The organism is Mesorhizobium sp. M0106 (genome assembly GCF_040322715.1).
GTDB lineage: Bacteria > Pseudomonadota > Alphaproteobacteria > Rhizobiales > Rhizobiaceae > Mesorhizobium.
Genome location: NZ_JAMYUA010000006.1, coordinates 55317 through 77023, shown reverse-complemented (window position 1 = coordinate 77023; position 21707 = coordinate 55317). Strand labels below are relative to the sequence as shown.

30 protein-coding genes and 1 tRNA gene are annotated in these 21707 nt (G+C 63.9%); 21 read left to right on the top strand and 10 right to left on the bottom strand.

Annotation, left to right across the window (positions count from 1 at the left end):
* The first annotated feature begins 48 nt into the window (after positions 1–48).
* Entirely contained in the window at positions 49–450 is a 402-nt protein-coding gene (locus NKJ55_RS08525; protein WP_023720456.1) for a hypothetical protein, read from the top strand.
* A gap of 131 nt (positions 451–581) precedes the next feature.
* On the opposite strand, the gene NKJ55_RS08520 is transcribed toward NKJ55_RS08525, so the two are convergent.
* Positions 582–658, bottom strand: a tRNA-Arg gene (locus NKJ55_RS08520).
* Between the two features lie 163 nt (positions 659–821).
* Entirely contained in the window at positions 822–1742 is a 921-nt protein-coding gene (locus NKJ55_RS08515) for a zinc-binding dehydrogenase (RefSeq protein ID WP_352449500.1), read from the bottom strand.
* Positions 1743–1944: 202 nt separating this feature from the next.
* On the opposite strand from NKJ55_RS08515, the gene NKJ55_RS08510 reads away from it, so the two are divergent.
* Entirely contained in the window at positions 1945–2751 is an 807-nt protein-coding gene (locus tag NKJ55_RS08510) for an AraC family transcriptional regulator (protein WP_352449499.1), read from the top strand.
* Between the two features lie 33 nt (positions 2752–2784).
* Here the strand turns inward: NKJ55_RS08510 and NKJ55_RS08505 are convergent, their stop codons facing one another.
* Complete coding sequence (locus NKJ55_RS08505; RefSeq protein WP_352449498.1) at positions 2785–3675, bottom strand: D-alanyl-D-alanine carboxypeptidase family protein; 891 nt, start codon at positions 3673–3675, stop codon at positions 2785–2787.
* A 247-nt stretch (positions 3676–3922) separates the two neighbouring features.
* Between NKJ55_RS08505 and NKJ55_RS08500 the strand changes: the two genes are divergently transcribed.
* The 4 genes from NKJ55_RS08500 (at position 3923) to NKJ55_RS08485 (ending at position 6172) form a co-directional block, all read left to right on the top strand.
* Positions 3923–5029 (top strand): hypothetical protein, encoded by a 1107-nt coding sequence (locus NKJ55_RS08500; protein WP_352449497.1) that lies wholly within the window; start codon positions 3923–3925, stop codon positions 5027–5029.
* Between the two features lie 76 nt (positions 5030–5105).
* Positions 5106–5726, top strand: coding sequence for a nucleoside triphosphate hydrolase (locus NKJ55_RS08495; RefSeq protein ID WP_352449496.1), 621 nt, complete (start codon positions 5106–5108; stop codon positions 5724–5726).
* Positions 5727–5796: 70 nt separating this feature from the next.
* On the top strand, positions 5797–6057 hold the full coding sequence (locus NKJ55_RS08490) for a hypothetical protein (protein WP_352449495.1): 261 nt from the start codon (positions 5797–5799) through the stop codon (positions 6055–6057).
* Positions 6044–6172 carry a hypothetical protein gene (locus tag NKJ55_RS08485; RefSeq protein ID WP_302893450.1) on the top strand — a complete coding sequence of 43 codons (129 nt, stop codon included), beginning with the start codon at positions 6044–6046 and terminating at the stop codon, positions 6170–6172. The genes NKJ55_RS08490 and NKJ55_RS08485 overlap by 14 nt, the downstream gene beginning before the upstream one ends.
* Positions 6173–6193: 21 nt before the next feature.
* Here the strand turns inward: NKJ55_RS08485 and NKJ55_RS08480 are convergent, their stop codons facing one another.
* The 3 genes from NKJ55_RS08480 to NKJ55_RS08470 all read right to left on the bottom strand — a co-directional run bounded on the left by NKJ55_RS08480 (position 6194) and on the right by NKJ55_RS08470 (position 8501).
* Entirely contained in the window at positions 6194–6898 is a 705-nt protein-coding gene (locus NKJ55_RS08480; protein ID WP_023677015.1) for a glutathione S-transferase family protein, read from the bottom strand.
* Between the two features lie 135 nt (positions 6899–7033).
* Positions 7034–8242 (bottom strand): beta-ketoacyl-[acyl-carrier-protein] synthase family protein, encoded by a 1209-nt coding sequence (locus NKJ55_RS08475; RefSeq protein ID WP_352449494.1) that lies wholly within the window; start codon positions 8240–8242, stop codon positions 7034–7036.
* A 4-nt stretch (positions 8243–8246) separates the two neighbouring features.
* Positions 8247–8501 (bottom strand): acyl carrier protein, encoded by a 255-nt coding sequence (locus tag NKJ55_RS08470; RefSeq protein WP_023677013.1) that lies wholly within the window; start codon positions 8499–8501, stop codon positions 8247–8249.
* Positions 8502–8703: 202 nt separating this feature from the next.
* On the opposite strand from NKJ55_RS08470, the gene NKJ55_RS08465 reads away from it, so the two are divergent.
* The 5 genes from NKJ55_RS08465 to NKJ55_RS08445 are packed head-to-tail and all read left to right on the top strand — an operon-like array spanning position 8704 to position 11089.
* Positions 8704–9546: an urease accessory protein UreD gene (locus NKJ55_RS08465; RefSeq protein WP_352449493.1), complete on the top strand. Its 843-nt coding sequence runs from the start codon at positions 8704–8706 to the stop codon at positions 9544–9546.
* Positions 9547–9574: 28 nt separating this feature from the next.
* Positions 9575–9877: an urease subunit gamma gene (locus NKJ55_RS08460; RefSeq protein ID WP_352449492.1), complete on the top strand. Its 303-nt coding sequence runs from the start codon at positions 9575–9577 to the stop codon at positions 9875–9877.
* 19 nt (positions 9878–9896) lie between these two features.
* Positions 9897–10154 carry a DUF1272 domain-containing protein gene (locus NKJ55_RS08455; RefSeq protein ID WP_352449491.1) on the top strand — a complete coding sequence of 86 codons (258 nt, stop codon included), beginning with the start codon at positions 9897–9899 and terminating at the stop codon, positions 10152–10154.
* A gap of 28 nt (positions 10155–10182) precedes the next feature.
* Positions 10183–10776 carry a HupE/UreJ family protein gene (locus tag NKJ55_RS08450; RefSeq protein WP_352449490.1) on the top strand — a complete coding sequence of 198 codons (594 nt, stop codon included), beginning with the start codon at positions 10183–10185 and terminating at the stop codon, positions 10774–10776.
* Between the two features lie 7 nt (positions 10777–10783).
* Positions 10784–11089 (top strand): urease subunit beta, encoded by a 306-nt coding sequence (locus tag NKJ55_RS08445; RefSeq protein WP_352449489.1) that lies wholly within the window; start codon positions 10784–10786, stop codon positions 11087–11089.
* Between the two features lie 26 nt (positions 11090–11115).
* On the opposite strand, the gene NKJ55_RS08440 is transcribed toward NKJ55_RS08445, so the two are convergent.
* The gene (locus tag NKJ55_RS08440; protein WP_352449488.1) at positions 11116–11610 is read right to left on the bottom strand and encodes a hypothetical protein; all 495 of its coding nucleotides are present in this window, start codon (positions 11608–11610) and stop codon (positions 11116–11118) included.
* A 126-nt stretch (positions 11611–11736) separates the two neighbouring features.
* On the bottom strand, positions 11737–12120 hold the full coding sequence (locus NKJ55_RS08435; protein ID WP_352449487.1) for a hypothetical protein: 384 nt from the start codon (positions 12118–12120) through the stop codon (positions 11737–11739).
* Positions 12121–12299: 179 nt separating this feature from the next.
* Here NKJ55_RS08435 and ureC point away from each other — a divergent pair, with 179 nt between their 5' ends.
* From ureC to NKJ55_RS08395, 8 genes are all read left to right on the top strand, one after another.
* Positions 12300–14012 carry an urease subunit alpha gene (gene ureC / locus NKJ55_RS08430; RefSeq protein ID WP_502900674.1) on the top strand — a complete coding sequence of 571 codons (1713 nt, stop codon included), beginning with the start codon at positions 12300–12302 and terminating at the stop codon, positions 14010–14012.
* Positions 14013–14059: 47 nt separating this feature from the next.
* Positions 14060–14653 (top strand): hypothetical protein, encoded by a 594-nt coding sequence (locus NKJ55_RS08425; protein WP_023677004.1) that lies wholly within the window; start codon positions 14060–14062, stop codon positions 14651–14653.
* 57 nt (positions 14654–14710) lie between these two features.
* Complete coding sequence (gene ureE, locus NKJ55_RS08420) at positions 14711–15295, top strand: urease accessory protein UreE (protein ID WP_352449486.1); 585 nt, start codon at positions 14711–14713, stop codon at positions 15293–15295.
* Positions 15288–15977, top strand: coding sequence for an urease accessory protein UreF (locus NKJ55_RS08415; protein ID WP_352449485.1), 690 nt, complete (start codon positions 15288–15290; stop codon positions 15975–15977). The genes ureE and NKJ55_RS08415 overlap by 8 nt, the downstream gene beginning before the upstream one ends.
* Positions 15974–16438 carry a hypothetical protein gene (locus NKJ55_RS08410; protein WP_352449484.1) on the top strand — a complete coding sequence of 155 codons (465 nt, stop codon included), beginning with the start codon at positions 15974–15976 and terminating at the stop codon, positions 16436–16438. Before NKJ55_RS08415 ends, NKJ55_RS08410 begins: the two co-directional genes overlap by 4 nt.
* Positions 16435–16875, top strand: coding sequence for a DUF3995 domain-containing protein (locus tag NKJ55_RS08405; protein ID WP_352449483.1), 441 nt, complete (start codon positions 16435–16437; stop codon positions 16873–16875). The genes NKJ55_RS08410 and NKJ55_RS08405 overlap by 4 nt, the downstream gene beginning before the upstream one ends.
* A complete protein-coding gene (ureG, locus tag NKJ55_RS08400; protein ID WP_352449482.1) occupies positions 16872–17513 on the top strand; it encodes an urease accessory protein UreG in 642 nt (213 codons plus the stop codon). Before NKJ55_RS08405 ends, ureG begins: the two co-directional genes overlap by 4 nt.
* A gap of 81 nt (positions 17514–17594) precedes the next feature.
* Entirely contained in the window at positions 17595–18362 is a 768-nt protein-coding gene (locus NKJ55_RS08395) for a class II aldolase and adducin N-terminal domain-containing protein (RefSeq protein ID WP_352449481.1), read from the top strand.
* 22 nt (positions 18363–18384) lie between these two features.
* Here NKJ55_RS08395 and NKJ55_RS08390 read toward each other — a convergent pair whose 3' ends face one another.
* Entirely contained in the window at positions 18385–19017 is a 633-nt protein-coding gene (locus NKJ55_RS08390) for an HAD family hydrolase (protein ID WP_352449480.1), read from the bottom strand.
* Between the two features lie 360 nt (positions 19018–19377).
* Here NKJ55_RS08390 and NKJ55_RS08385 point away from each other — a divergent pair, with 360 nt between their 5' ends.
* The gene (locus NKJ55_RS08385; protein WP_352449479.1) at positions 19378–20337 is read left to right on the top strand and encodes a sugar-binding transcriptional regulator; all 960 of its coding nucleotides are present in this window, start codon (positions 19378–19380) and stop codon (positions 20335–20337) included.
* 75 nt (positions 20338–20412) lie between these two features.
* On the opposite strand, the gene NKJ55_RS08380 is transcribed toward NKJ55_RS08385, so the two are convergent.
* A complete protein-coding gene (locus NKJ55_RS08380; RefSeq protein ID WP_254815832.1) occupies positions 20413–20598 on the bottom strand; it encodes a hypothetical protein in 186 nt (61 codons plus the stop codon).
* Between the two features lie 110 nt (positions 20599–20708).
* On the opposite strand from NKJ55_RS08380, the gene gcvA reads away from it, so the two are divergent.
* Positions 20709–21620 (top strand): transcriptional regulator GcvA, encoded by a 912-nt coding sequence (gcvA, locus tag NKJ55_RS08375; RefSeq protein ID WP_292662413.1) that lies wholly within the window; start codon positions 20709–20711, stop codon positions 21618–21620.
* The last annotated feature ends 87 nt before the right edge of the window (positions 21621–21707 follow it).

Sequence of the window (21707 nt, the reverse complement as noted above, 5' to 3'; positions counted from 1 at the left end):
AGATTCGGCGAGGGACCGTGGCCGCGTTGGCGTCTCAGCAAAAGGTGCATGATGATCTTATTTCGCATGTTTAGAACACTACGAGACTTCGATCAGCCGAAATCATTTTTTGAACAATGGCTCGGCAACACCAAAGCGGTGCATGAGTTCATCTTCGTAACGATCGAAAGCTTGATTATTATGAGCGCACTACAACTAGCCTGGCAAAAGAGCGGTTCGCCTGCGGTGTTAGTTTTGTACTTGTTAGCTTATGGCGGCGCGTTCCTATTTATCGGAACTTACATACGCTACGGTCTGCACGCAGCCGCCGAGCACTTTGAGCTACCGGCCCGCTTTCGGGAGGCTTTCTTGTGGTTTTCAGGGGTCACCAGCTTCGTTGTCTCGATCTCGCTTCCCTACTTCTTTGGGCTGATTGTCACCCAGATCATAGCCAACAGCATTATGATTTGATCCCCAGTGTCCCGCGCGCCCAAGGGACGGTTCGAACTTAGGTTTCTGCTTACCCTACGCTTACCTGAAGGATGACAGAATTGGAGGGGCGATAGCTCTAAGTCATAATTCGCTGATCTCGTTCGATATTTTGGCGCACCCGACAGGATTCGAACCTGTGACCTCTGCCTTCGGAGGGCAGCGCTCTATCCAGCTGAGCTACGGGTGCCTTCAGGATCGGTGATCCCAAAAACGAACCAGCCGGTAAACCGGCCAGCCACGGCTTCTTAGCGGAAGCAGGCGCCGGCTTCAACGGGCAATCGCCAGCGGGCTCAAGTTGCCGTTGCAGCCCGGGGGAGACAGACACCGTCCCGTCCGGCGCCACCGCCTGCTCATTCGGTCACGGTAAGCACCGCCTTGCCGCTGATGCTGCGCTGCCGCAGCGCGTCGAGGGCTAGGCCGACGTCCCGCCACGGCACGGTCAGGACCACGCGCGTTTCGAGCCGGCCGGCTGCGATCAGCGCGAGCAGCGAGGCGATGTCGGCGCCAACCTCCGGACCGGAAGCGTAGTAGGCGAAGGTCTGCAGCCGCGCGCCTTCGTGCCCCGGAACGAACTGGCGGAAGCCGATGGGCGTGAGTTCGCCGCTGCTAGAGCCGAACATGACGACGGTCCCGCCGGGCGCGATCCGTTCGATCGCGTGGGCGAGGCTATCGCCGCCCACCGATTCGGTGATCAGCGAGAACAGTCCTTCGGCCAGCTCGATCGTTTCGACGACCCGCTCGGCTCCGAGGCCGCGGAGATCGTCGGCATGCCGGGGGGCGGCGACCGCCGCCACCGACGCGCCCTGCTGGCGGGCGATCTGGATCTGGAAACGGCCGACGGCGCCGCTTGCGCCGGTAATCAGGACCCGCTGGCCGGCCAGGTCGCCGCCGAGGCGCAGGGTCCGCAGCGCGGTCGTGCCCGCGACCGGAACAGTGGCGGCGGAGACGAAGCTGACGTCGTCCGGCAGGACGGCGAGGTGGTCGGTCGGAACGGCGACCCGTTCGGCCCACCCGGCCTCGTCGACCAGAGCCGCAACCCGGGCGCCGACGGCCGGCCCGGAGCCGTCGGCCGCGGCGCGCTCGACAATTCCGGCGACGTCCTGGCCAGGCACCCAGCCGTTCGGACGGATGTTGAGCAGGCGCAGTTCGCCGCGGTTCAGCGAGACTGCCCGGACCGAGACCAGCGCCTCATGCGGGGCGGGCTCGGGCTCACCAAACTCGGCGAGCCGCAACCCGGTGGCGCTGTCGGAAGATGTGACCAAGGCGAGCATTGGTATCGTCCCTTCTTGCTGCATGGCGGACGCCAGCCTGTTTTCGTGCGCCGGGCTTGTTGGTCCGACGTTCAGAACGCAAGCAGGGCATGACTAAATGGAAGCCCGCCTGTCGGCTTCTGAGTTACTCATCCCTAAACTATCGACTTTCCTGTTTGAGTAATTTAGATATCTTGGCAGTCGATCGCTAAAATCAGTCAACATGAGACAGCCTCTCCGCTACCCCTGGCCTTTCGATCCGGATGACGTCCTCGCCCCGGCAATCGCCGTGCGCGTTGACGTTCCCGAGACCAGGGCGGAGGTGCCGGACCACCACCACCGCAAGGGGCAACTTGTCTTCGCGCTGGGCGGCGGCGTCACATGTCGCGTCCCCAGCGGCCTGTGGATGGTGCCGCCGCATTGCGCGGTGTGGATTCCGGGTGGCATGCAGCACAGCAATATCGCGACCGCCAACGCCCGGATCTTCTTCGTCTATATCGAACCGGGAGCTACCGACCTGCCGGACCGGTGCTGCACGCTTTCGATCACGCCGTTGCTGCGCGAGCTCATCATCGAGCTGACGGATCGCGTTGAGGACGATGACGCCAGGGGCGAGCTCCTGACCAGGGCTCTGCTCACCGAACTGCCGCGCATGCCTGTCCAGCAGCTACATTTGCCGATCTCGTCCGAGCCGCGCTTGAGGCGCATCGCCGCGGCGTTGGCGCAAGATCCTGCCGATCGCAGCACCCTGGCGGAATGGGCCAGTCGCGCCGCGCTCAGCGAGAGCAGTCTCGCACGTCTCGTGGTGAAAGAGACAGGGCTGACCTTCGGGCGCTGGCGCCAGCAACTGCACCTGATCGTCGCAATGCGCGAACTGGCCTCCGGCGCCAGCGTGCAGCAGATTTCGGCCGATCTCGGTTACGAATCGGTCACCGCCTTCATCACCATGTTCAAGAAAGCGCTTGGCAAGCCGCCGGCAAAGTATCTCAGCAGTGTCGCGCAAAACGGCGGCTCTGCGTTTGTCGCCTGAACCCGCACGCGGTCAACACTCGGACTTCAACTGTCACTGCTCCTCGGCATACAGCAGCCGCGTCTTTGCCTCGGAGGTCGGCAACAGGCTGCGCTGGATCAGCGCCTCGACGTGGTCGTTGCGCTGGCGCGCGCTGTCGGCGCCCATCACCACGATGATCAGCCTGTGCCCGTCCGCATTATAGGAGGTGACGATATTGAAGCCCGAAGCCCTGATGTAGCCGGTCTTGATGCCGTCGACCCCGCGCACCCGGCCGAGCATGTCGTTGTGGCCGCGCACCAGCCTGCCGCGGAACATGAAGTCGCTTTCGGAGAAATAGTGGAAATGCTGCGGGAAGCGGGCGTGCAGCGCCATGCCGAGCACCGCCATGTCGCGCGCGCTGGTGTGCTGGTCGCCGTCCGGCAGGCCCGAGGCGTTGCGGAACACGGTGCTGCTCATGCCGATCTGGCGCGCCTTGGCGGTCATCATGCCGGCGAACCCCTCTTCGCTGCCGCCGAGATATTCGGCAATTGCGACCGCCACGTCATTGGCCGATTTGACGACGATGGCGCGAATCGCCGAATCGACGTCGATGGTCTCGCCGCGCCTGAACCGCAGCTTGGTCGGCGGCTGCCGGGCGGCGTTGTCCGACACCGGAATTTGTGTCTCCTTGCTGATGCGGCCAGAATCCAGCGCCTCGAACAGAAGGTAGAGCGTCATCATCTTGGTCAGTGACGCCGGATAACGCGGCGCCGTCGAATTGACCTCGAACAGCGTCTTGCCGGTGCCGGCATCGATGACCATGGCGGCATATTTCTGCGGCGGCGCCGGTACCGCCAGCACGCTGTCGGGCGGCGTGACAGTCGTGCAGCCGGCAGCAAACAGCAGCAGCGCCAGCACAGCGACGCATTTGTGGATGGACGAAAAGAACCGGAAGGCGGACAAGTCAGTTCCGAAGGCAGGCAGTTTCTGAGACGAGGCGAAGCTATCTTAACGCAAAGGCACAGTCCATTTGGTTAATATCGGTCGGGCCTGGATCGGTGCCCTGTCCACAGGCCCATGTGCCGGCTGTGCCGAGCCGCCTAATGTGAATTCCCGGCCACCGCGCTTGCGCAACCGGCGGCGAGTGGGCTTTGCTGGCGCCGGCAGAATCGGGCCGCCAGAATCGGGCTGGCAGAATCGGTAGGTGCACATGGATACGGTCACGATCACGGCGACGGGCATTTCGGTATCGGTCGATCTTGCCGTCGGCCATCTCGCCGACATGACGGTCGATATCGATGGCCGCCGGCTGAAGCCGCTGCATCGCGCACCCTGGGTCGGCGAGCCGCGCGAGATGCTGCCGAAAGACCTGCCTGAAGGGACGGTCCACCTGTCCGGCGATTTCCTCTGCGCGCCGTTCTCGATCAGCGACGTCGAAGCGGCACCTTTGCATGGCTGGCCGGCAAATAGTCGCTGGGACGTCGTCGACAGCGCGGCAACGGCCGACGGCTGGCGCGCCGTCTTCCGCCTGCAGCGCCCGGTCATGGGCGCAACCGTCGACAAGATCCTGACCTTGCGCGACGATCATCCCTTTCTCTATCAGGAACACGTCTTTTCCGGCGGCGCCGGCGCCATTCCCGTCGCCCACCACCCGATGACGGTGATGACGGCCGGCGGCAGGCTGGCCTTCTCGCCCAAGCGCCTTGCCGCAACGCCGAGTGAGGCGCCGGAGCCCGATCCGGCCCGCGGCCGCTCGTTGCTCGCCTACCCGGCGCGAACCGCCGACCTGACGCGCTTTCCCGCCGCCAACGGCGGCACGATTGACCTGACCACCTATCGCATGGACCAGCTGCGTGAGGACTTCGTGACGCTGGTCGAGGCCGATCATGGCGGGCCGGGCTGGACCGCGCTGGCGCGCCAGGCGGAAGCCGATCTCGTGCTGGTGCTGAAGAACCCGGCCGAACTGCCGGTCACCATGCTGTGGGTCAGCAACGGCGGGCGCGATTATGCGCCATGGAGTGGCCGCCACCGCGGCGTGCTCGGCATCGAGGACGGCCGCACGGCCGTCGGCCACGCCGCATCGCTCGGCGACAACTGGCTGAAGCGCGAAGGCGTGGCGACCGCCTTTGCCCTTTCCGAAGGGCGCCGCTTTTCGTTCCGCCATGTCATCGGCGCGCTGCCATGGCCATCCCGCGAGCCGCCGCACGACGTCACGACCTCGCCGGGCCGCATGCGCATCCTGGCGGCTGACGGTGCCGTGCGCGACATCGCCTTCGACAGCGATTTCCTGCGGATCGGTCAATCCGGGCCCGATTGAAGGCTTGGCACAATCCGGCGTTTGAAATTTTCGAAAACTGCCGCCAAAATGCGCCAGAACCACCGTAAGGGGGCCAATGTCAGAAATCGCCCATATCGCTGCTGCCATTTTCAAGCGCGCCGGCAAGGCGCCGCGCTTCATCGTTGCCATTGCCGGTCCGCCCGGCGCCGGCAAGTCGACATTGTCGACAGGCTTGCACGACCTGCTGCCGGAAGGCACGGCGGAAGTCGTGCCGATGGATGGCTTCCATTACGATGACGTCGTTCTCGATCGACGCGGCCTTCGCGCGCGAAAAGGTGCTCCGGAAACCTTTGATTTTGCCGGCTTCGAAGCGCTGCTGAAGCGCATCCGCGCCGGCGAGCCGGATATCGCCATCCCGGTCTTCGACCGCAGCATGGAGCTGTCGCGCGCCGCCGCTGCGATTGTCGCCGCCGACACCAAATTCATTCTGGTCGAAGGCAATTATCTCCTGCTCGACGAGGAACCCTGGACGCGGCTGGCGCCGCTGTTCGACTTCTCGATCTTCGTCGATGTGCCGCGCGCCGAGCTCGAGCGCCGACTGCTGGCGCGATGGCACGAGCACGGCCGCTCCGACGAGGACGCGCGCGCCTGGATCGCCTCTAACGATATGCCGAACATCGACCGCGTGCTTGCCCGTCGGCGGCCCGCCGACCTGGTGGTCGGCGACCTGGCCTGACTTGCAAGGAACCGCCCGGCCGGAACCTTGACAGTTTCAGGCCGTTATCCCGGACACGGCAATTGTGCCCATGAGGGAACCGTTCGATGGAAACCATGGCAAGAAAGCCTGCGCCCGCCAAGGGCAGGGCAACACGATCAAAAGCAACTCGAGCGAAAACCAGCGCCGGCCCGGCAGCGGCGGCCCGCTCCAAGGATGCGGCAAAGCCCAGCTTTGGCAAGGCAGCGCCGAAGAAGGTGGTGCCTGCCGCGGCCAAAGCCGCTGCACCCAAGCCCAAAAGATCGGCAAGCAGCAGAGGATCGATCGCAGGCAGCGCAATGCGCACTGTTAAAGCAACGGCCAATGTCGCCGCCGGTGCCGTGCTTGCCACCGCCAAAGGTGCGGCGTCGCTTGCTGCTTCCGTAGTCGGCAAGGGCGGCTCAAAACCCCGGACCAAGGCAAAATAGCCGAGCGGAATCGACGTAAGATCAGCTTCTGGCCGGAATGGTGAGGCCCCTCTGCACCGCCGGCCGGGCGAGGCCACGCTCCAGCCATGCGCCCACGCTGGGGAAATCGTCGAAACCGACGAGTTCCCGCGCCTCGTAGAAGCCGATCAGATTGCGCACCCACCCAAGCATCGAAATATCGGCGATGGTGTAATCGTCGCCCATGATCCAGCTGCGGCCCTTGAGCCTCGTTTCGAGGACGCCGATCAGTCGTCGCGACTCGTCGCGATAACGTTCCAGCGGGCGCTTGTCGGCGATTTCGCGCCCGGCGAATTTGTGGAAGAATCCGACTTGGCCGAACATCGGCCCGATCGAAGCCATCTGGAAGAACACCCACTGGATCGTCTCATAACGCAGCGTCGCGTCTGCCGGGACCAGCTTGCCGGTCTTGTCGCTGAGGTAAAGCAGGATGGCGCCGGATTCGAACAAGCCGATCGGCTTGCCGCCCGGGCCGTCCGGATCGATCATCGCCGGTATCTTGCCGTTCGGGTTCAAAGACAGGAATTCCGGGGTCCAGCTCTCGTTCTTGCCGATATCGACGGCATGCGGCTCGTAAGGGAGGCCAAGTTCCTCCAGCGCGATCGATATCTTCACCCCGTTCGGCGTCGGAAACGAATAAAGCTGGATGCGGTCGGGGTGGCTCGCCGGCCAGCGCCTAGCAATCGGAAACGCGGACAGATCGGTCATCGAAACTCCTGGTAGGGACCGCGCCGAGCGGCACGGTCATGGCGGGTCGCAGAGAGTTAGGCGCGACGCCTGGCGCGATCAATATGCGCATGGAAAGTTGCGCCGGCCCCGGTGAAGGACCCGCAAGGGGTGCGGTCACACGGCCTTGACCGCCAGCACCGCATTGGTGCCGCCGAAGGCGAAGCTGTTGCTGATCGCGGTGCGCACAGTGCGTTCGCGCGCCACGTTCGGCGTGATGTCGAGATCGCAGTCGGCGTCGGCTTCCCGATAATTGGCGGTCGGCGGCACGATGCCTTCGCGGATCGCCATCACGCAGGCGATCATTTCCAGCGCGCCGGAGGCGCCGAGGCAGTGGGCGTGCATCGATTTGGTCGAGGACACCGAAAGCTTGTAGGCATTGCCGCCGAACACGCGTTTGATCGCCGCCGTCTCGATCTGATCGTTGGCCTTGGTGCCGGTGCCATGCGCGTTGAGATAGTCGACGTCCTCGGGATTGAGCCCGGCATCGACGAGGCAGAAGCGCATCGCCGCCTCAGGCCCTTCGATGGTTGGCGCGACGATATCGGAGGCGTCGGCGGAAAGGCCGACGCCGGCGATTTCGGCAAGGATGGCGGCACCGCGCGCCATGGCATGCTCATATGTTTCCAGCACCACCATGCCGGCGCCTTCGCCGAGCACGAGCCCCTGGCGGTCGGCCGAAAACGGCCGGCAGGTGTCCGGCGACAGTACCCGCAGGGCCTCCCAGCCCTTGAGGATGCCCCAGACCAGCGGCGCATCGGTGCCGCCGGCGACCATGACGTCGGCCCGGCCGAGCCTGATCTGATCGACCGCCGAGGCAATGGCGTGGTTGGATGACGAGCAGGCAGAGGTGATGCCGAACACCGGCCCGCGCAGACCAAGATTCATGCTGACATGGCCGGCTGCTGCGCCCGGCATTACTTTCGGGACGGTGAAGATGCCGGCGCGGTTCTTGCCTTCGAGCAGGATGGCGCGATAGTTCTCTTCGATTGCCTCCCAGCCGCAGACGCCGACGCCGACGATGGTGCCCATCCGGTAGGTGTTGGCCGCGTGCGGGTTCAATCCCGCCTGCTGTGCCGCCTCCCGCGCGGCGATCGTCGCCAGAAGGCTGAAGCGGTCCATCGACACGACCTGCTTGCGGTCGATGCCGTGCTCGGGAAGCGCCTTGATTTCGCAGCCGACCTTGACCTTCAGATCATGCAGCAGCGGATTGTCGATCGCGCCGATTGCCGAACGGCCGGCGCGCATTTCATTCCAGATTGCCGATGCATTGGTGCCGAGCCCGCATAATCCGCCGATGCCCGTGATGACGACGCGCTTGTGCATTCAGTCAGGCTTTTTTCGCGATCAGCGCGCGAACCGCCTCGACCATGTCGCCGACATTCTTCAGATTGCTCCAGGCATCGACAGTGTTCATCTCGATTTCGATGCCATACTCTTCCTCGAGATCGAAGATGATCTCCGTCAGTTCCAGCGAATGGATGCCAAGGGCGGTCAGTTCGGTACTGGTGGTGATTTCCTCGCCGCCCGGCTCGGCATGAGCCTTGATCTTGGCGATGATATCGTTTGCCAGCTGGTCAGCCATTCGGTTTCTTCCCCAACTCTGTCGTTTCCCGACGCCAACTGATCAGCGCCCCTTTTGTCCTCGATTACGTCGTCATCGTCGCCTTTTACCCCCGCCAGGCGCCGGTGACCGTACCAAGGTGGCTCCCTCTATAGAAACCGAAACGCTGTCAAGCAACAAGCTATATATCGACAAAGCCGCCGCAGTGCTTAACGTTGGTGTCGTGGATACGATCGCATATAGCTTGACTTCAGTGCCGCCGGCCCAGCGTGTTGCCGGCGTCGCGCGGCTTGGCTGCGACTGGAACGGAGGCCGCACGCGTCTTCGGCGTCTGTACCAGGACGGTTCGGCCAAGATCCGCATGCCGGCGGTCTCGGCCGATCCGCTGGAAGCCGTCCTGATCAACACCGCCGGTGGGCTGACCGGTGGCGACCGTCTCGCCTGGGAGGTCGATGTCGGTGCCGGCGCCTCCGCAACCATAACAACGCAGGCCTGCGAGAAAATCTATCGCGCCGCATCCGACCGCGCCGAAGTGCGGGTGCAACTGACTGTCGGGGAAAACGGCCACATTGCCTGGCTGCCACAGGAAACCATCGTCTTCGACCGCTCGGCCTTTGCCCGCAGCCTTGACGTGGAGCTTGCCACCGGAGCCGAGGCGCTGATCCTGGAGGCTACCGTCTTCGGCCGCCTGGCCATGGGTGAACGGGCTTCGCAAGGCCATTTCCACGACCGCTGGCGCGTCCGCCAGGACGGGGCGCTGGTCCATGCAGAGGAGTTCCGCATCGGGCCGGACATTGCGGCCACCTTGAACCGTCCCGCAGCGGCCGGCGGTGCCGTCGCCGTGGCGACGCTGCTGATGCTGTCGCCACGGGCAGAGGCTTTGCTCGAGCCGGCCCGGGGCATAGTTGGCGGCCAGGGCGGCGTCAGTTTCTGGAGCGTGCGGAAATCTGGCAAGCTTCTTGCGAGGCTCTTCGCTGAGGACGGCTACCAGCTCCGCAAGCGGCTGGTGCCGCTTGTCGAATTGCTCAACGGACGGGCGGGCCTGCCCAAATTATGGTCACTCTGATTTCGATTGTGCCACCGCAGGAAAAAGCATGAATCTGACGCCGAGGGAGAAAGACAAGCTGCTGATCGCCATGGCGGCGATCGTGGCCCGCAAGCGGCTCGAACGCGGCGTCAAGCTCAATCATCCGGAAGTGATCGCGCTGATCACCGATTTCGTCGTCGAGGGTGCCCGCGACGGCCGCGCGGTCGCCGAGCTGATGGAGGCCGGCGCCCATGTCGTCACCCGGGCCCAGGTGATGGAAGGCATTGCGGAAATGATCCACGATGTGCAGGTCGAGGCGACGTTTCCAGACGGCACCAAGCTGGTGACCGTGCACGAGCCGATCAGATAACACCGCCAAGGAGAGGAAAATGCTTGAGCTGCGTCCCAACTGCGAGTGCTGCGACAAGGATCTGCCGCCCGATGCGACGGATGCGGTGATCTGCACCTTCGAATGCACCTTTTGCGCCGACTGCGCACAAAACGTGCTCGGCGGCGCCTGTCCGAATTGCGGCGGCAACTTCTCGGCCCGCCCGATCCGTCCGGCAGCGCTGCTGACGAAATATCCGGCCTCCACCAGGCGCGTCCTCAAGGCAGAGGGCTGCGCTCCGGCCCGCAAGGCGGCGTGAGAGGTACTCGAAGATGGAAGCTACGCCGATGATCCCCGCCACGATGAAACGCTCAACGCTGTCGGCGGTCCTGCTGCTGGCGGCAGCAATGCCAGCCTATGCCCATGTCGGCGCCGGCACGGTTTGGTCCTTCACCGCCGGCTTCTCCCACCCGCTCTCCGGCCTCGATCACATGACGGTGATGATTGCCGTCGGCCTATGGGCCGCGCTCAGGGGCGACAAAGCGATCTGGGCATGGCCGCTGGCCTTCGTAAGCGTCATGCTGGCCGGCGGCGTGCTCGGCATGCTGCATGTGCCGATGCCTTTCGTCGAGCCGGCGATACTGGCGTCCGTCGTGGCACTCGGGCTGCTGGTTGCGCTCGCCGTCGATCTTCCTGTCTCGGCCGGCGTCGCCGTCACCGGCCTGTTCGCGCTGTTCCACGGCTATGCCCATGGCACCGAGGTGCCTGAGAATGTCGGCGGACTCGGCTATATGGCGGGCTTTGCCGTTGCCACGGCACTGCTCCACGCCGTCGGCATCGCGGCCGGTCTCGGCCTCGGCTGGCGCTTCCGCAGGCTTGCCCGCGCCGCTGGCGCCGCTTGTGCCGTGATTGGCGCCGGCCTCGCTTTCGGCGTCGTGTGAGGCCGCGATGATCCCCGGCGAAATCATCACGGCAAGCGGCGAGATCGAACTGAACAAGGGTCTGGCGACGGTCACCTTGAAGGTAGCCAACGGCGGCGACCGGCCGATCCAGGTAGGCAGCCATTATCATTTCTTCGAGACCAATGAGGGACTGAGATTCGATCGCGACAAGGCCCGCGGCATGCGCCTCGACATCGCTGCCGGCACCGCCATGCGCTTCGAGCCCGGCCAAGAGCGCGACGTTACCCTGGTGCCGTTCGGCGGCAAGCGCGAGGTCTACGGATTTCAGCAGAAGATCATGGGCGCGCTGTGAGATCGAAGGCGTCGAGCAGTTTCGGCTCAGCCGGGCGGCTTGGCCGCCGCATAGATGACGACCTTTCCCGGATCGTCGAATTCCACCGCCAGAACGTCCTCGGTTTGCACTCGCCGCGAATCGATGGCGTTGAACAGCAATGCGTTCGCCTCGATCTCCTTGCGCAGCTCGGCGATGTCGTCCCGATGTTGCCTGACCTTGTTTTCGATCGCCGGCGGCGGGCCGCCTTCGGTGCGCGCGGCATCGGTAAGAAACACGATATCGACCTTGTCGAGCTTGGATGTCTTGCGCACGGCGGCGATGTTTTCACGCGTGCGGTCGATCGCCGAACTGACCTTGCCGGCTTCCGCATTTGTCTGGGCCTCTTCCTGGCCGACCTCCGAGCCGACGATCCGGTTGACGGTCTCGGCGCTGTCGAGGCTCTGCGCGTTCAGCGCGGCGTGCGGAATGCTGGCTGCCAGAAACGCGGTCGCGGCAATCCCATGCAGCCATCTGGTGTCGGAGAAGGTGGTGATCGCCATCGCTCGTTCTCAGGGTCCTTTTCGAGGCTCGTGTCAGGGCGACAGGACCGAAACGTAACGTCCCCCGTGAAGGTTCCCTTTGCGATGCGGCGGGCTGGCCGGGCGCCGGCCCGCCGCCTCGTCTCGTCAGCTCGCTTTCTTGGTGATCAGCGTCAGCGCGCCATTGGTGCTCATGCTGGCGGCGATCACCTGCGCCGAGGTGAGCCCCTTGGCTTCGAGCGCGGATTTTACCTGCGGTGTCGCGTCGATCGAGCCGCGCAGTTTCTGCAGGTCGGCATCGCTGCGCTTGGCGATCACCTCGTTGACCTTGGCTTGAGTGGCCGCGGGCAGATCCTTGATATCGACGACGTTGATCGCCTGGATGGTGGGCGCCTGCGGCTGCGCCCCGGGCGCGGCAGGAGCAGGCGCAGCCGGCGCCGGACTGGGCTGCTGCGCAGGCTGTTGCTGGGCGCTGGCGGCGGTTGCGAGCACCAGCGTGGCGGCGGCTGCCAGAAGTGTCGTTTTGCGCATGGATGTTCCTTTCCATCGATTGGCAAATGGTCGTTTTGGGGTGGCCCGGCCACCTCAAACGCTAAATGGGATCGGAAAGTGTCGCTCAGCGGGTCATTGCGTGACCATAGGATGGCGGCAATGTGGGGCCCGGCTTCGACAAGCGGTATTTTCGGGCTGTATTTCGGGAGCAATTGCTGATGGCTAAAATCACCCGCGCCGCCTATGCGCAGATGTACGGCCCGACCGTCGGCGACAAGGTCCGGCTCGCCGACACCGAGCTGTTCATCGAGGTCGAAAGGGATCTCACTCTTCACGGCGAGGAGGTGAAGTTCGGCGGCGGCAAGGTCATCCGCGACGGCATGGGCCAGAGCCAGGTGTCGCGCGCGCAAGGCGCGGTCGACACCGTCATCACCAATGCGTTGGTCGTCGATGCCACCGCCGGTATCGTCAAGGCAGATATCGGCCTCAGGGACGGCCGTATCGCCGCGATCGGCAAGGCCGGCAATCCGGATACCCAAGGCGGCGTCACCATCATCATCGGTCCCGGCACCGAGATCATCGCCGGCGAGGGCAAGATCCTGACCGCCGGCGGCTTCGACGCGCATATCCACTTCATCTGCCCGCAGCAGATCGAGGAAGCGCTTATGTCGGGCATCACCACCATGCTCGGCGGCGGCACCGGCCCGGCGCACGGCACGCTGGCGACCACCTGCACGCCGGGGCCGTGGCATCTGGCGCGCATGATCCAGTCTTTCGACGCCTTCCCGATGAATATCGGCCTGTCGGGTAAGGGCAACGCGTCGCTGCCTGCCGCGCTCGAGGAGATGGTGCTCGCCGGCGCCTGCTCGCTGAAGCTGCATGAGGACTGGGGCACGACACCGGCTGCAATCGACTGCTGCCTGTCGGTCGCCGACGATTACGACGTGCAGGTGATGATCCACACCGACACGCTGAACGAGTCCGGCTTCGTCGAAAACACGGTCGCGGCGATCAAGGGCCGCACCATCCATGCCTTCCACACCGAAGGCGCCGGCGGCGGCCACGCACCTGATATCATCAAGGTCTGCGGCCTGCCCAACGTCATTCCGTCCTCGACCAATCCGACCCGCCCCTACACGGTCAACACGCTGGCCGAACACCTCGACATGCTGATGGTCTGTCACCATCTGTCGCCGTCGATCCCCGAAGACATCGCCTTTGCCGAGAGCCGCATCCGCAAGGAAACCATCGCCGCCGAAGACATTCTGCACGACATCGGCGCCTTCTCGATCATCTCGTCGGACAGCCAGGCCATGGGCCGTGTCGGCGAAGTGGCGATCCGCTGCTGGCAGACCGCCGACAAGATGAAGCGCCAGCGCGGTTCGCTGCCGCAGGAGACCGGCGACAACGACAATTTCCGCGTCCGCCGCTACATCGCCAAATACACCATCAATCCGGCCATCGCGCATGGCCTGTCGAAGGACATCGGCTCGGTGGCGGTGGGAAAACGCGCCGATCTCGTGCTGTGGAATCCGGCCTTTTTCGGCGTCAAGCCGGACATGGTGCTGATCGGCGGCATGATCGCCGCCGCCCCGATGGGCGATCCCAACGCCTCGATCCCGACGCCGCAGCCGATGCATTACCGGCCGATGTTCGGGGCCTACGGCAAGGCGATGACCAATTCGTCGGTGACCTTCGTTTCGAAGGCCGCGCTCGACGCCGGCCTGCGCGGCAGGCTCGGCGTCGACAAGCAGATGGTCGCGGTCGAAAACACCCGCGGCGGCATCGGCAAGCATTCGATGGTGCTCAATGACGCCACGCCGCATGTCGAGGTCGACCCCGAAACCTATGAGGTCCGCGCCGACGGGGAACTCCTGACGTGCGAGCCGGCTACCGTGCTGCCGATGGCGCAACGCTACTTCCTGTTCTGAACCACAGGCGTTAGAACGACCGATGTAGAACATGCCGCGCCAGGCCTATGGACCCGCAACTCCCCTACGCCCACGACATTTTCCCGCATATCCGCATCGTCCTGGGCATGGTGATCGGCCTCGGCGTCACCCGCCTGCTGTCGGGGGTCGCCCGCATCGTCCAGCATCCCGGCCAATACCGGCTCTATCCCGTGCACCTCGCCTGGGTTGCGTCGGTGCTTTTAATGCTGGTGCATTTCTGGTGGTGGGAGTTCGGCCTGTTCCAGATCGAGAATTGGACCTTCGGCAAATACCTGTTCATCATCTTCTACGCCGTCACGCTGTTCCTGCTCTGCGCGCTGCTGTTTCCGGATTCGATGCTGGACTACACCAGCTATGAGGATTTCTTTTATTCGCGCCGGGCCTGGTTCTTCGGCCTGCTGGCGGCGACCTATCTGCTCGACGTAATCGATACGCTGCTGAAAGGGCCGGAGCATTTCGCCCATTTTGGTGTCGAATATCTGATCCGCACGCCGGTTTTCGTCGCGCTTTGCGTCATTGCGATCCTGCTGCGCGACCGCCGCTTTCACATCGCCTTTGTCGCCGGCGCGCTCGTCTATCAGATATCGTTCATCCTGCGGCTCTTCGACACGATCGTCTGAGCCCCATTGGGGCGGCGGACGCGATAGGCTAGGCTTTTTGGGAGAGGCAGTTTTTACATGAAGCTCGATATTCGCACCGACTTCACCAAATTCCCGCGCGCCGTCTCCGTCCTGGCCGCAGGCGAAGCCGGAACCACCACGCCATACGACAGTGCGGTGCTTGCCCATGACGAGCGGCATCTGCGCCGCCGCGCCATCGAAACGGTGCGTAACGACAAGGTGCTGGTCGACCTGCCCGAACCGGTGAGCTTGAACCATGGTGACCGGCTGGTGCTGGAGGATGGCCGCCACATCGAGATCATCGCGGCCGAAGAGCCGCTTTACGATATCAGGGCCAGCGACCCTGTCCATCTGGCAGAGCTTGCCTGGCACATCGGCAACCGCCATCTCGCAGCCGCCATCGAAGCTGGGCGCATCCTCATTCTGCGCGACCATGTCATCAAGGCGATGCTGGAGGGATTGGGCGCCACGGTGAGCGACGTCTCCGAGCCGTTCAAGCCGGTGCGCGGCGCCTATTCCGGGCATGGCGGCCACGGCCACGCTCATGCCGAGGCGCATGCGCACAGCCACGCCGAAGCGCATTCCCATACCCATAGCGAATCGCATTCCCACAGCCATTCGCATGACCATGACCATGACTGACCAGCCTTCCAAGGTTGCCCAGCCTTCCAATATTGCTTTGTTGCGGCTGATGGCGTGGCTGTCGCCTTCCTTCCCGGTCGGCGGCTTTTCCTACAGCCATGGTCTCGAGCAAGCCGTGCATGCCGGGCTGGTTGCCGACAGCAAAGAGCTCGCCGCGTGGCTGGAAACGCTGGTCGAGATGGGTTCGGGCTGGAATGATGCGGTGCTGTTTGCCGAAAGCTGGCGCAGGGCGCGCGAAACCGGCGATCTCGATGAAATCGTCGCCCTTGCCGAAGCTCTGGCAGGCTCGCGCGAGCGCCATGCCGAGACCATGCTGCAGGGCGCTGCTTTCCTGAAGGCGGCCTTCGCCTGGCCGTGCCAGGTTCTGGATCGCCTGCCGGCCGAATGTGCCTATTGCGTTGCCGTCGGCGCCGTTGCCGGCGATCACGGCATTGCGCTGCGGGACGCCCTGGCGGCCTTTCTGCAGGCCTTCTTCTCCAATCTCGTCCAGGCCGCGATCCGGCTCGGCGTCATCGGCCAGACCGGAGCGACGGCGCTGCTCGCCGGCTTCGAGCCACTGGCGTTGGAAACTGCCGCTCGCGCTTCCGGCTCGACGCTTGACGATCTCGGCGGCTGCGCGTTCGTCTCGGACATCATGGCGATGAAGCACGAGACGCAATATTCGCGGCTGTTCCGCTCATGAGCCTCAGCGCGAACAGGCTTCACCTTGTCGAGGCACTCAATGGCGTTCGCCAGTTGTCGGTCTGTGTGGTCGGGCATTCGATCGGATCGACGATCAACCTCGGGTTTGGTGCAACTGAGCCGCGTCGCTACGCAAAGCGCAGGAGCGGCAAACGTCGCACTGGTTATTCCAGGATTGCCAAGCGCGATCTCTTTTTGGCCTCCGCTGCATGGGAGTTGCGTGGTCCCAACGGCTATAGTCTGCGCTCGTCAGACAATCCACGTCGGATCGCCAAGGAAATCGAATTGATGATCGGGACCATAGTCGTCGGGACACAGTTGCGTGGATTTCGGCAACAAGCAGAAATTCGTTTTGCTGGTGGCGCAACACTGCGGTTCAGGCCTGACCATAGCGAGGACAATGGTGGCTGGAATTTCAAAGTTGGCGGAAGCTACCTGTTTGCCTCGGGTCTGAGCTCATGATCATTCTCGCCTTCGCGCTCTCGCTGGTCCTGCTGCTGATCACCACGCTGCATGTTTATTGGGGCATTGGCGGCATCTGGCCGGGCAGGGACGCCGCCTCCTGCGCTCGCGCGGTCATCGGCTTTCGCGGCGTCGACGAGATGCCGGCACCCTTCGCCAGCTTCGCCATTGCCGCATGCCTGGGCCTGGCGACACTGTGGCCCATGGCGCTCGAAGGTGTGTTTGCTACGCCCTTTCCCAAGGCAGGGCTTGCCGCCACAGCGCTGCTCATCGCACTGGTCTTCCTGGCGCGCGGCATTGCCGGCTTCACGCCTTGGTGGCGCCGGCTGGCGCCCGAACAGCCTTTCGCGCGGCTTGATGTCAGCTACTATTCGCCGCTCTGTCTGTTGATCGGGCTCGGCTTCGCCATTCTTGCCATCACGGAGTTCCCTAGATGACACAAGCCAACGGTCCTCTTCGCATCGGCATCGGCGGCCCGGTCGGCTCCGGCAAGACGACGCTCACCGAAAAGCTTTGCAAGGCGCTGCGCGACGAGTTCTCGATCGCCGTCGTCACCAACGACATCTACACCAAGGAAGATGCCATGATGCTGGCCCGGCTTCAGGCGCTGCCCGAGGATCGCATCATGGGTGTTGAAACCGGCGGCTGCCCGCACACCGCCATCCGCGAGGACGCCTCTATCAATCTGCAAGCGATCGCCGAGATGACCAAGAAATTCCCGGATCTCGATGTCGTCTTCATCGAATCGGGCGGCGACAACCTCGCTGCCACGTTTTCTCCGGACCTTGCCGACCTGACGCTCTATGTCATCTCGGTCTGTCAGGGCGAGGAAATCCCGAGGAAGGGCGGCCCGGCGATCACCCGGTCCGACTTCCTGGTCATCAACAAGAGTGATCTCGCTCCCTACGTGAACGTCAATCTCGAAATCATGGAGAGCGATGCTGCCCGCATGCGCGGCAAGCGGCCGTTCGGCTTCACCGACCTGTCGCGCGGCAAGGGCCTGCAGCAGGTGATCGATTTCATCGTCGAGCATGGCGGGCTTCGGGTCGGCGCGGCCACCAGCACGGCGGCATAACGGCGCTCGCCTGTACCAAACGAAACCGGTTGCGCGTGTTCCAGCCGCGCGGCATCCTTGCTTCTTTCACGGAGGTTTACGATGAGCATCACGCGCCTGCAGAAGGAAGTGCTGACCAACCTGCCGTTCTATGAGGAGCGCGTCGACCTCGCTTGCGCCTTCCGCTGGACGGCGCGGCTTAACATGCACGAGGCGGTGGCCAACCATTTCTCACTGGCCGTCAACGACAATGGTTCGCAATTCCTGATGAACCCCAACCAGGTGCATTTCTCGCGCATCAAGGCGAGCGATCTGCTTCTGATCGACGCCAATGATCCCGACACGCTGGTCGGCCCGAATGCGCCCGATCCGACGGCGTGGGGCCTGCATGGTGCCATTCATCGCAACGTGCGTCATGCGCGCTGCGTCATGCATGTCCACTCGATCCACGCCACCGTGCTTGCCTCGCTCGCCGACTCGACGCTGCCGCCGGTCGACCAGAACTCGGCAATCTTCTTCAACCGCCATGTCGTCGACGCTCATTATGGCGGGCTGGCCTTCGAGGAAGAGGGCGAGCGCTGCTCCCAGCTTCTTGTCGACCCGAAGGTCAAGGTGATGGTGATGGGCAACCATGGCGTGCTGGTCATCGGCGACAGCGTCGCCGACAGCTTCAACCGCATGTTCTATTTCGAGCGCGCCGCCGAAACCTATATCAAGGCGCTGTGGACCGGCCAGCCGCTGCGGGTACTGTCGGATGAGATCGCGGAGAAAGCGGCAAGGGAACAGGAAGACTATCCCGGCCAGGCCGAGCGCCACCTTTCCGAACTGAAGGCGATCCTCGACGAGCAGGAGCCTGCCTACCGGAGTTGAGCGCGGTCCCGCCGGGCCTGGCTTAAAGCCCGAGTTCGGCCCGCAATTCGCCGACGCTGTCGATGACAATCGCCCCCGGCGGCCCCTCCATGGGCACCTCTGGCCAGAAAATCGTCTTCATTCCAGCTGCCAGCCCCGCCGTGGCGCCGGTCACGCTGTCATCGACCGCCACGGCCTCGGCGGGATCGACGTCGGCCAACCAGGCGGCGCGCAGGAAAGGTTCGGCATGCGGCTTGCCTTCACGCACGTCGTTGCGGCTGACCGTCTTCATGCCCGGATATACGAGGCGTACGGCGCGCAGATTGGCATCGACGATCAGCCTGTCCGAGTTGGACACCACCGCTTGCGGCACGCCAAGCGCGCGCAGCTCATTGAAAATCTCGATCGCGCCGGTGCGTGGCATCAGCGTTTCGGCCATCGGCAGATAGTGATCGTATTTGCGCACGATCCAGTCGTCGAAAGGCAGGTCGAGGCCGAACTCGTCGCGCAGCATTTCGTAGACCGGCCCTGCGGCGATGCCGAGCACGCGCTCATGCAGGTCGGCCGGCGGCGCGATGCCGACGCTGTGCAGCGCCGCAATCAGCGCCGCCTCGTGCAGCGGCTCGCTGTCGACCAGCGTACCGTCCATATCCCAGAAAACCGCTTTCGGCGTCATGCAAGGCTCCATTCTCAAAAAATTCCTTAAAGCGTTTAGCGCGCGAGATAAACCGCCGCGTCCCCGCTAATGCATGTCGCGCAAAGTGTGCAGCGGTTTTGCGATGACGACATGCATAAAAAAGAACCTAAAACGCGTCGCATGAGGCCGATCGAACGCAACGCGCTTTAGAACCGGGATTGGTGCGACCTCGACAGCCTTGCTGTTGCAACGAGACTGGGTCGACCTGTCACTTCGCTCCAAACACCAAGTTTCATTACTAAGCAATTGCTCTTACAATAGGCAATTGCGCGCAAGTTCATTCCCTGCGAAACTACTGCGCTCCGCCTCTTATGCTCGGCGGGGTTGGGAGGCAGGAACTTGAATTCGCGGCAGGACAGCGGCGGCAACAGGCTGGACGACGCGGCGCGTGCCGGCTGGCTCTATTATGTCGCAGGCAACACCCAGGACCAGATCGCCGCCACGCTTGGCATCTCGCGGCAGACGGCGCAGCGGCTGGTGTCGCTCGCAGTCTCCGAAGGGCTGATCAAGGTGCGCGTCGACCACCCGATCGCCAATTGCCTCGACCTTGCGGCACGGCTGAAATCGCGCTTTGCGCTTGATCTGGTCGAGGTGGTGCCGAGCGACCCTTCTTCTTCCTCCACCGTCATCGGCGTCGCCGAGGCGGCGGCGGCCGAGATCGAACGGCGGCTGCGGTCGCCGGTGCCGATCGTCATGGCAATCGGCACCGGCCGCACACTGAAGGCCGCGATCGAGCAACTGCCGCCGATGGAATGCCCGCAGCACAAGGTGGTGTCACTGACCGGCAACATCTCGCCGGACGGCTCGGCGGCCTTCTACAACGTCATCTTCACCATGGCCGATAGGGTCAAGGCGCGTTCGTTTCCGATGCCTTTGCCGGTCATCGCTTCCTCGCCCGAGGAGCGCGAGATGCTGCTCAGCCAGCCGATGATCCAGCCGACGCTGGCGCTTGCGGCCGAGGCCGACGTCACCTTTGTCGGCATCGGCGATCTCGGCCCGAAGGCGCCGCTTTACGAGGACGGCTTCATTTCGGAGGGTGAATTAAAGGCGCTGCAGAAGGCCGGCGGCGTCGCCGAGATCGTCGGCTGGGTATTCGATCGTGACGGCCGCATGATCGAGGGCATCACCAATGATCGAGTGTCGTCGGCACCGCTGCCGTCGCGCGAAAAGTCGCTGGTGATCGCGCTTGCCATGGGCGACCGCAAGCTGCCGGGCATCTTCGCCGCCGTCAACCGGCGGCTGGTCAACGGCCTCATCACCGATGAGCGGACCGCCGCCGCCTTGGCTGCGGGCGCATGATCTCCGAGCCGCTGGCGGTCGGAAACGATCATGTGAAATCGAAACGCATCTGAATCCCCGATAAAACGAGCGTCACTACTGGTGCCGGCCGCAAGGATCGTTGCCGTCGAGAAAGCCCATGTCGCGCTGCAGGTGCGGCGGCAGCTCCCGGACGTCGAGATAGGCCCGTTTCCGCGCCGCGTGCCTTGCCAATCCCCGCGCCAACCGTGAAAACCAGCCATGGGCTGGAGCAAGAAGCAGCTTTTCCTGTATTGTGGTCATGATCGTCAGCCTTCGCTATCTCTAGGCGTAATTGATCTTCAATACGGAATATCGGTAGGACCGGCCGGTGCCGCCAATCAAACGTCGATCACTGCCCATAAGGAGGGCTTATGCCGGAGCTCAATTCACGGCAGCTGGTTTCGCAGCTTCCTCCGCTTCAGGCGATCCGGGTGTTCGAGGCGGTGGCGCGGCATCTCTCGTTCACCAAGGCCGCCCAGGAGCTTGGCATGACGCAGGCGGCGGCAAGCTATCAGATCAAGCTTCTGGAGGAGCGCATCGGCGCGCCCCTGTTCTTGCGCCAGCCAAAACAGATCGTGCTGACCGAACCGGGCCAGCGCCTGGCGCCCGCGGTCAGCGAGGCGTTCGCGCTGTTGAGCGGCGCCTATGCCGCCGCGCGCACCGGCGCCGATGGCGTGCTTTGCGTTTCGACGCTGCTGACATTTGCCTCCAATTGGCTGGCGCAGCATCTCGGTTCGTTCCAGGTCGCGCATCCGTCGCTGGCGGTGCGCGTCGATACTTCGAACAGGGTTGTCGACTTTGCCAGAGAGGATATCGACATCGCCATCCGCTCCGGCGGCGGCAACTGGCCGGGCGTCGAGACCCATATGCTTTTCAGGGCCGATTTCACGCCGGTCCTTAGTCCAAAGCTCGCGGCAAGCATCGGCGGCGTCAAGGAGCCGGCCGACCTGCTGCGGCTGCCGATCCTCGACCCGGGTGACATCTGGTGGCGGGACTGGTTTGCCGCCGCCGGCCTGCCGGTCGAGGAGCTGGCCAAGCGTCCCGGCACCAGCATGGGCGCGCAGGCCTACGAGGCCAATGCCGCGATTGCCGGCCACGGCGTGGCGATCGTTACCAAGGCGCTGTTCAAGACCGAACTTGCCGACGGCCGCCTGATCCAGCCCTTTGATCTGGTCGGTGACGACGGCCACGCCTATTGGCTGGTCTATCCGACGGCACGACGCAACGTGCCGAAGATCCGCGCCTTCCGCGATTGGATCCTGAGCGAGATCGCTTGCCAGTAGGCTGAATCCCAGCAAGCCCGATAGCAAAGCGCCGGGCCCAATCAGCCCGGCCGAATCCTTCGTCAGACATGCCGCAAACGTCCCAGG

Coding starts and splice junctions, on each gene's coding strand:
- NKJ55_RS08525 (WP_023720456.1), top strand. CDS start 49: ATGATGATCTTATTTCGCATGTTTAGAACACTACGAGACTTCGATCAG.
- NKJ55_RS08515 (WP_352449500.1), bottom strand. CDS start 1,742: ATGCTCGCCTTGGTCACATCTTCCGACAGCGCCACCGGGTTGCGGCTC.
- NKJ55_RS08510 (WP_352449499.1), top strand. CDS start 1,945: ATGAGACAGCCTCTCCGCTACCCCTGGCCTTTCGATCCGGATGACGTC.
- NKJ55_RS08500 (WP_352449497.1), top strand. CDS start 3,923: ATGGATACGGTCACGATCACGGCGACGGGCATTTCGGTATCGGTCGAT.
- NKJ55_RS08495 (WP_352449496.1), top strand. CDS start 5,106: ATGTCAGAAATCGCCCATATCGCTGCTGCCATTTTCAAGCGCGCCGGC.
- NKJ55_RS08490 (WP_352449495.1), top strand. CDS start 5,797: ATGAGGGAACCGTTCGATGGAAACCATGGCAAGAAAGCCTGCGCCCGC.
- NKJ55_RS08485 (WP_302893450.1), top strand. CDS start 6,044: ATGCGCACTGTTAAAGCAACGGCCAATGTCGCCGCCGGTGCCGTGCTT.
- NKJ55_RS08480 (WP_023677015.1), bottom strand. CDS start 6,898: ATGACCGATCTGTCCGCGTTTCCGATTGCTAGGCGCTGGCCGGCGAGC.
- NKJ55_RS08475 (WP_352449494.1), bottom strand. CDS start 8,242: ATGCACAAGCGCGTCGTCATCACGGGCATCGGCGGATTATGCGGGCTC.
- NKJ55_RS08470 (WP_023677013.1), bottom strand. CDS start 8,501: ATGGCTGACCAGCTGGCAAACGATATCATCGCCAAGATCAAGGCTCAT.
- NKJ55_RS08460 (WP_352449492.1), top strand. CDS start 9,575: ATGAATCTGACGCCGAGGGAGAAAGACAAGCTGCTGATCGCCATGGCG.
- NKJ55_RS08455 (WP_352449491.1), top strand. CDS start 9,897: ATGCTTGAGCTGCGTCCCAACTGCGAGTGCTGCGACAAGGATCTGCCG.
- NKJ55_RS08450 (WP_352449490.1), top strand. CDS start 10,183: ATGATCCCCGCCACGATGAAACGCTCAACGCTGTCGGCGGTCCTGCTG.
- NKJ55_RS08445 (WP_352449489.1), top strand. CDS start 10,784: ATGATCCCCGGCGAAATCATCACGGCAAGCGGCGAGATCGAACTGAAC.
- NKJ55_RS08440 (WP_352449488.1), bottom strand. CDS start 11,610: ATGGCGATCACCACCTTCTCCGACACCAGATGGCTGCATGGGATTGCC.
- NKJ55_RS08435 (WP_352449487.1), bottom strand. CDS start 12,120: ATGCGCAAAACGACACTTCTGGCAGCCGCCGCCACGCTGGTGCTCGCA.
- ureC (WP_502900674.1), top strand. CDS start 12,300: ATGGCTAAAATCACCCGCGCCGCCTATGCGCAGATGTACGGCCCGACC.
- NKJ55_RS08425 (WP_023677004.1), top strand. CDS start 14,060: ATGGACCCGCAACTCCCCTACGCCCACGACATTTTCCCGCATATCCGC.
- ureE (WP_352449486.1), top strand. CDS start 14,711: ATGAAGCTCGATATTCGCACCGACTTCACCAAATTCCCGCGCGCCGTC.
- NKJ55_RS08415 (WP_352449485.1), top strand. CDS start 15,288: ATGACTGACCAGCCTTCCAAGGTTGCCCAGCCTTCCAATATTGCTTTG.
- NKJ55_RS08410 (WP_352449484.1), top strand. CDS start 15,974: ATGAGCCTCAGCGCGAACAGGCTTCACCTTGTCGAGGCACTCAATGGC.
- NKJ55_RS08405 (WP_352449483.1), top strand. CDS start 16,435: ATGATCATTCTCGCCTTCGCGCTCTCGCTGGTCCTGCTGCTGATCACC.
- ureG (WP_352449482.1), top strand. CDS start 16,872: ATGACACAAGCCAACGGTCCTCTTCGCATCGGCATCGGCGGCCCGGTC.
- NKJ55_RS08395 (WP_352449481.1), top strand. CDS start 17,595: ATGAGCATCACGCGCCTGCAGAAGGAAGTGCTGACCAACCTGCCGTTC.
- NKJ55_RS08390 (WP_352449480.1), bottom strand. CDS start 19,017: ATGACGCCGAAAGCGGTTTTCTGGGATATGGACGGTACGCTGGTCGAC.
- NKJ55_RS08380 (WP_254815832.1), bottom strand. CDS start 20,598: ATGACCACAATACAGGAAAAGCTGCTTCTTGCTCCAGCCCATGGCTGG.
- gcvA (WP_292662413.1), top strand. CDS start 20,709: ATGCCGGAGCTCAATTCACGGCAGCTGGTTTCGCAGCTTCCTCCGCTT.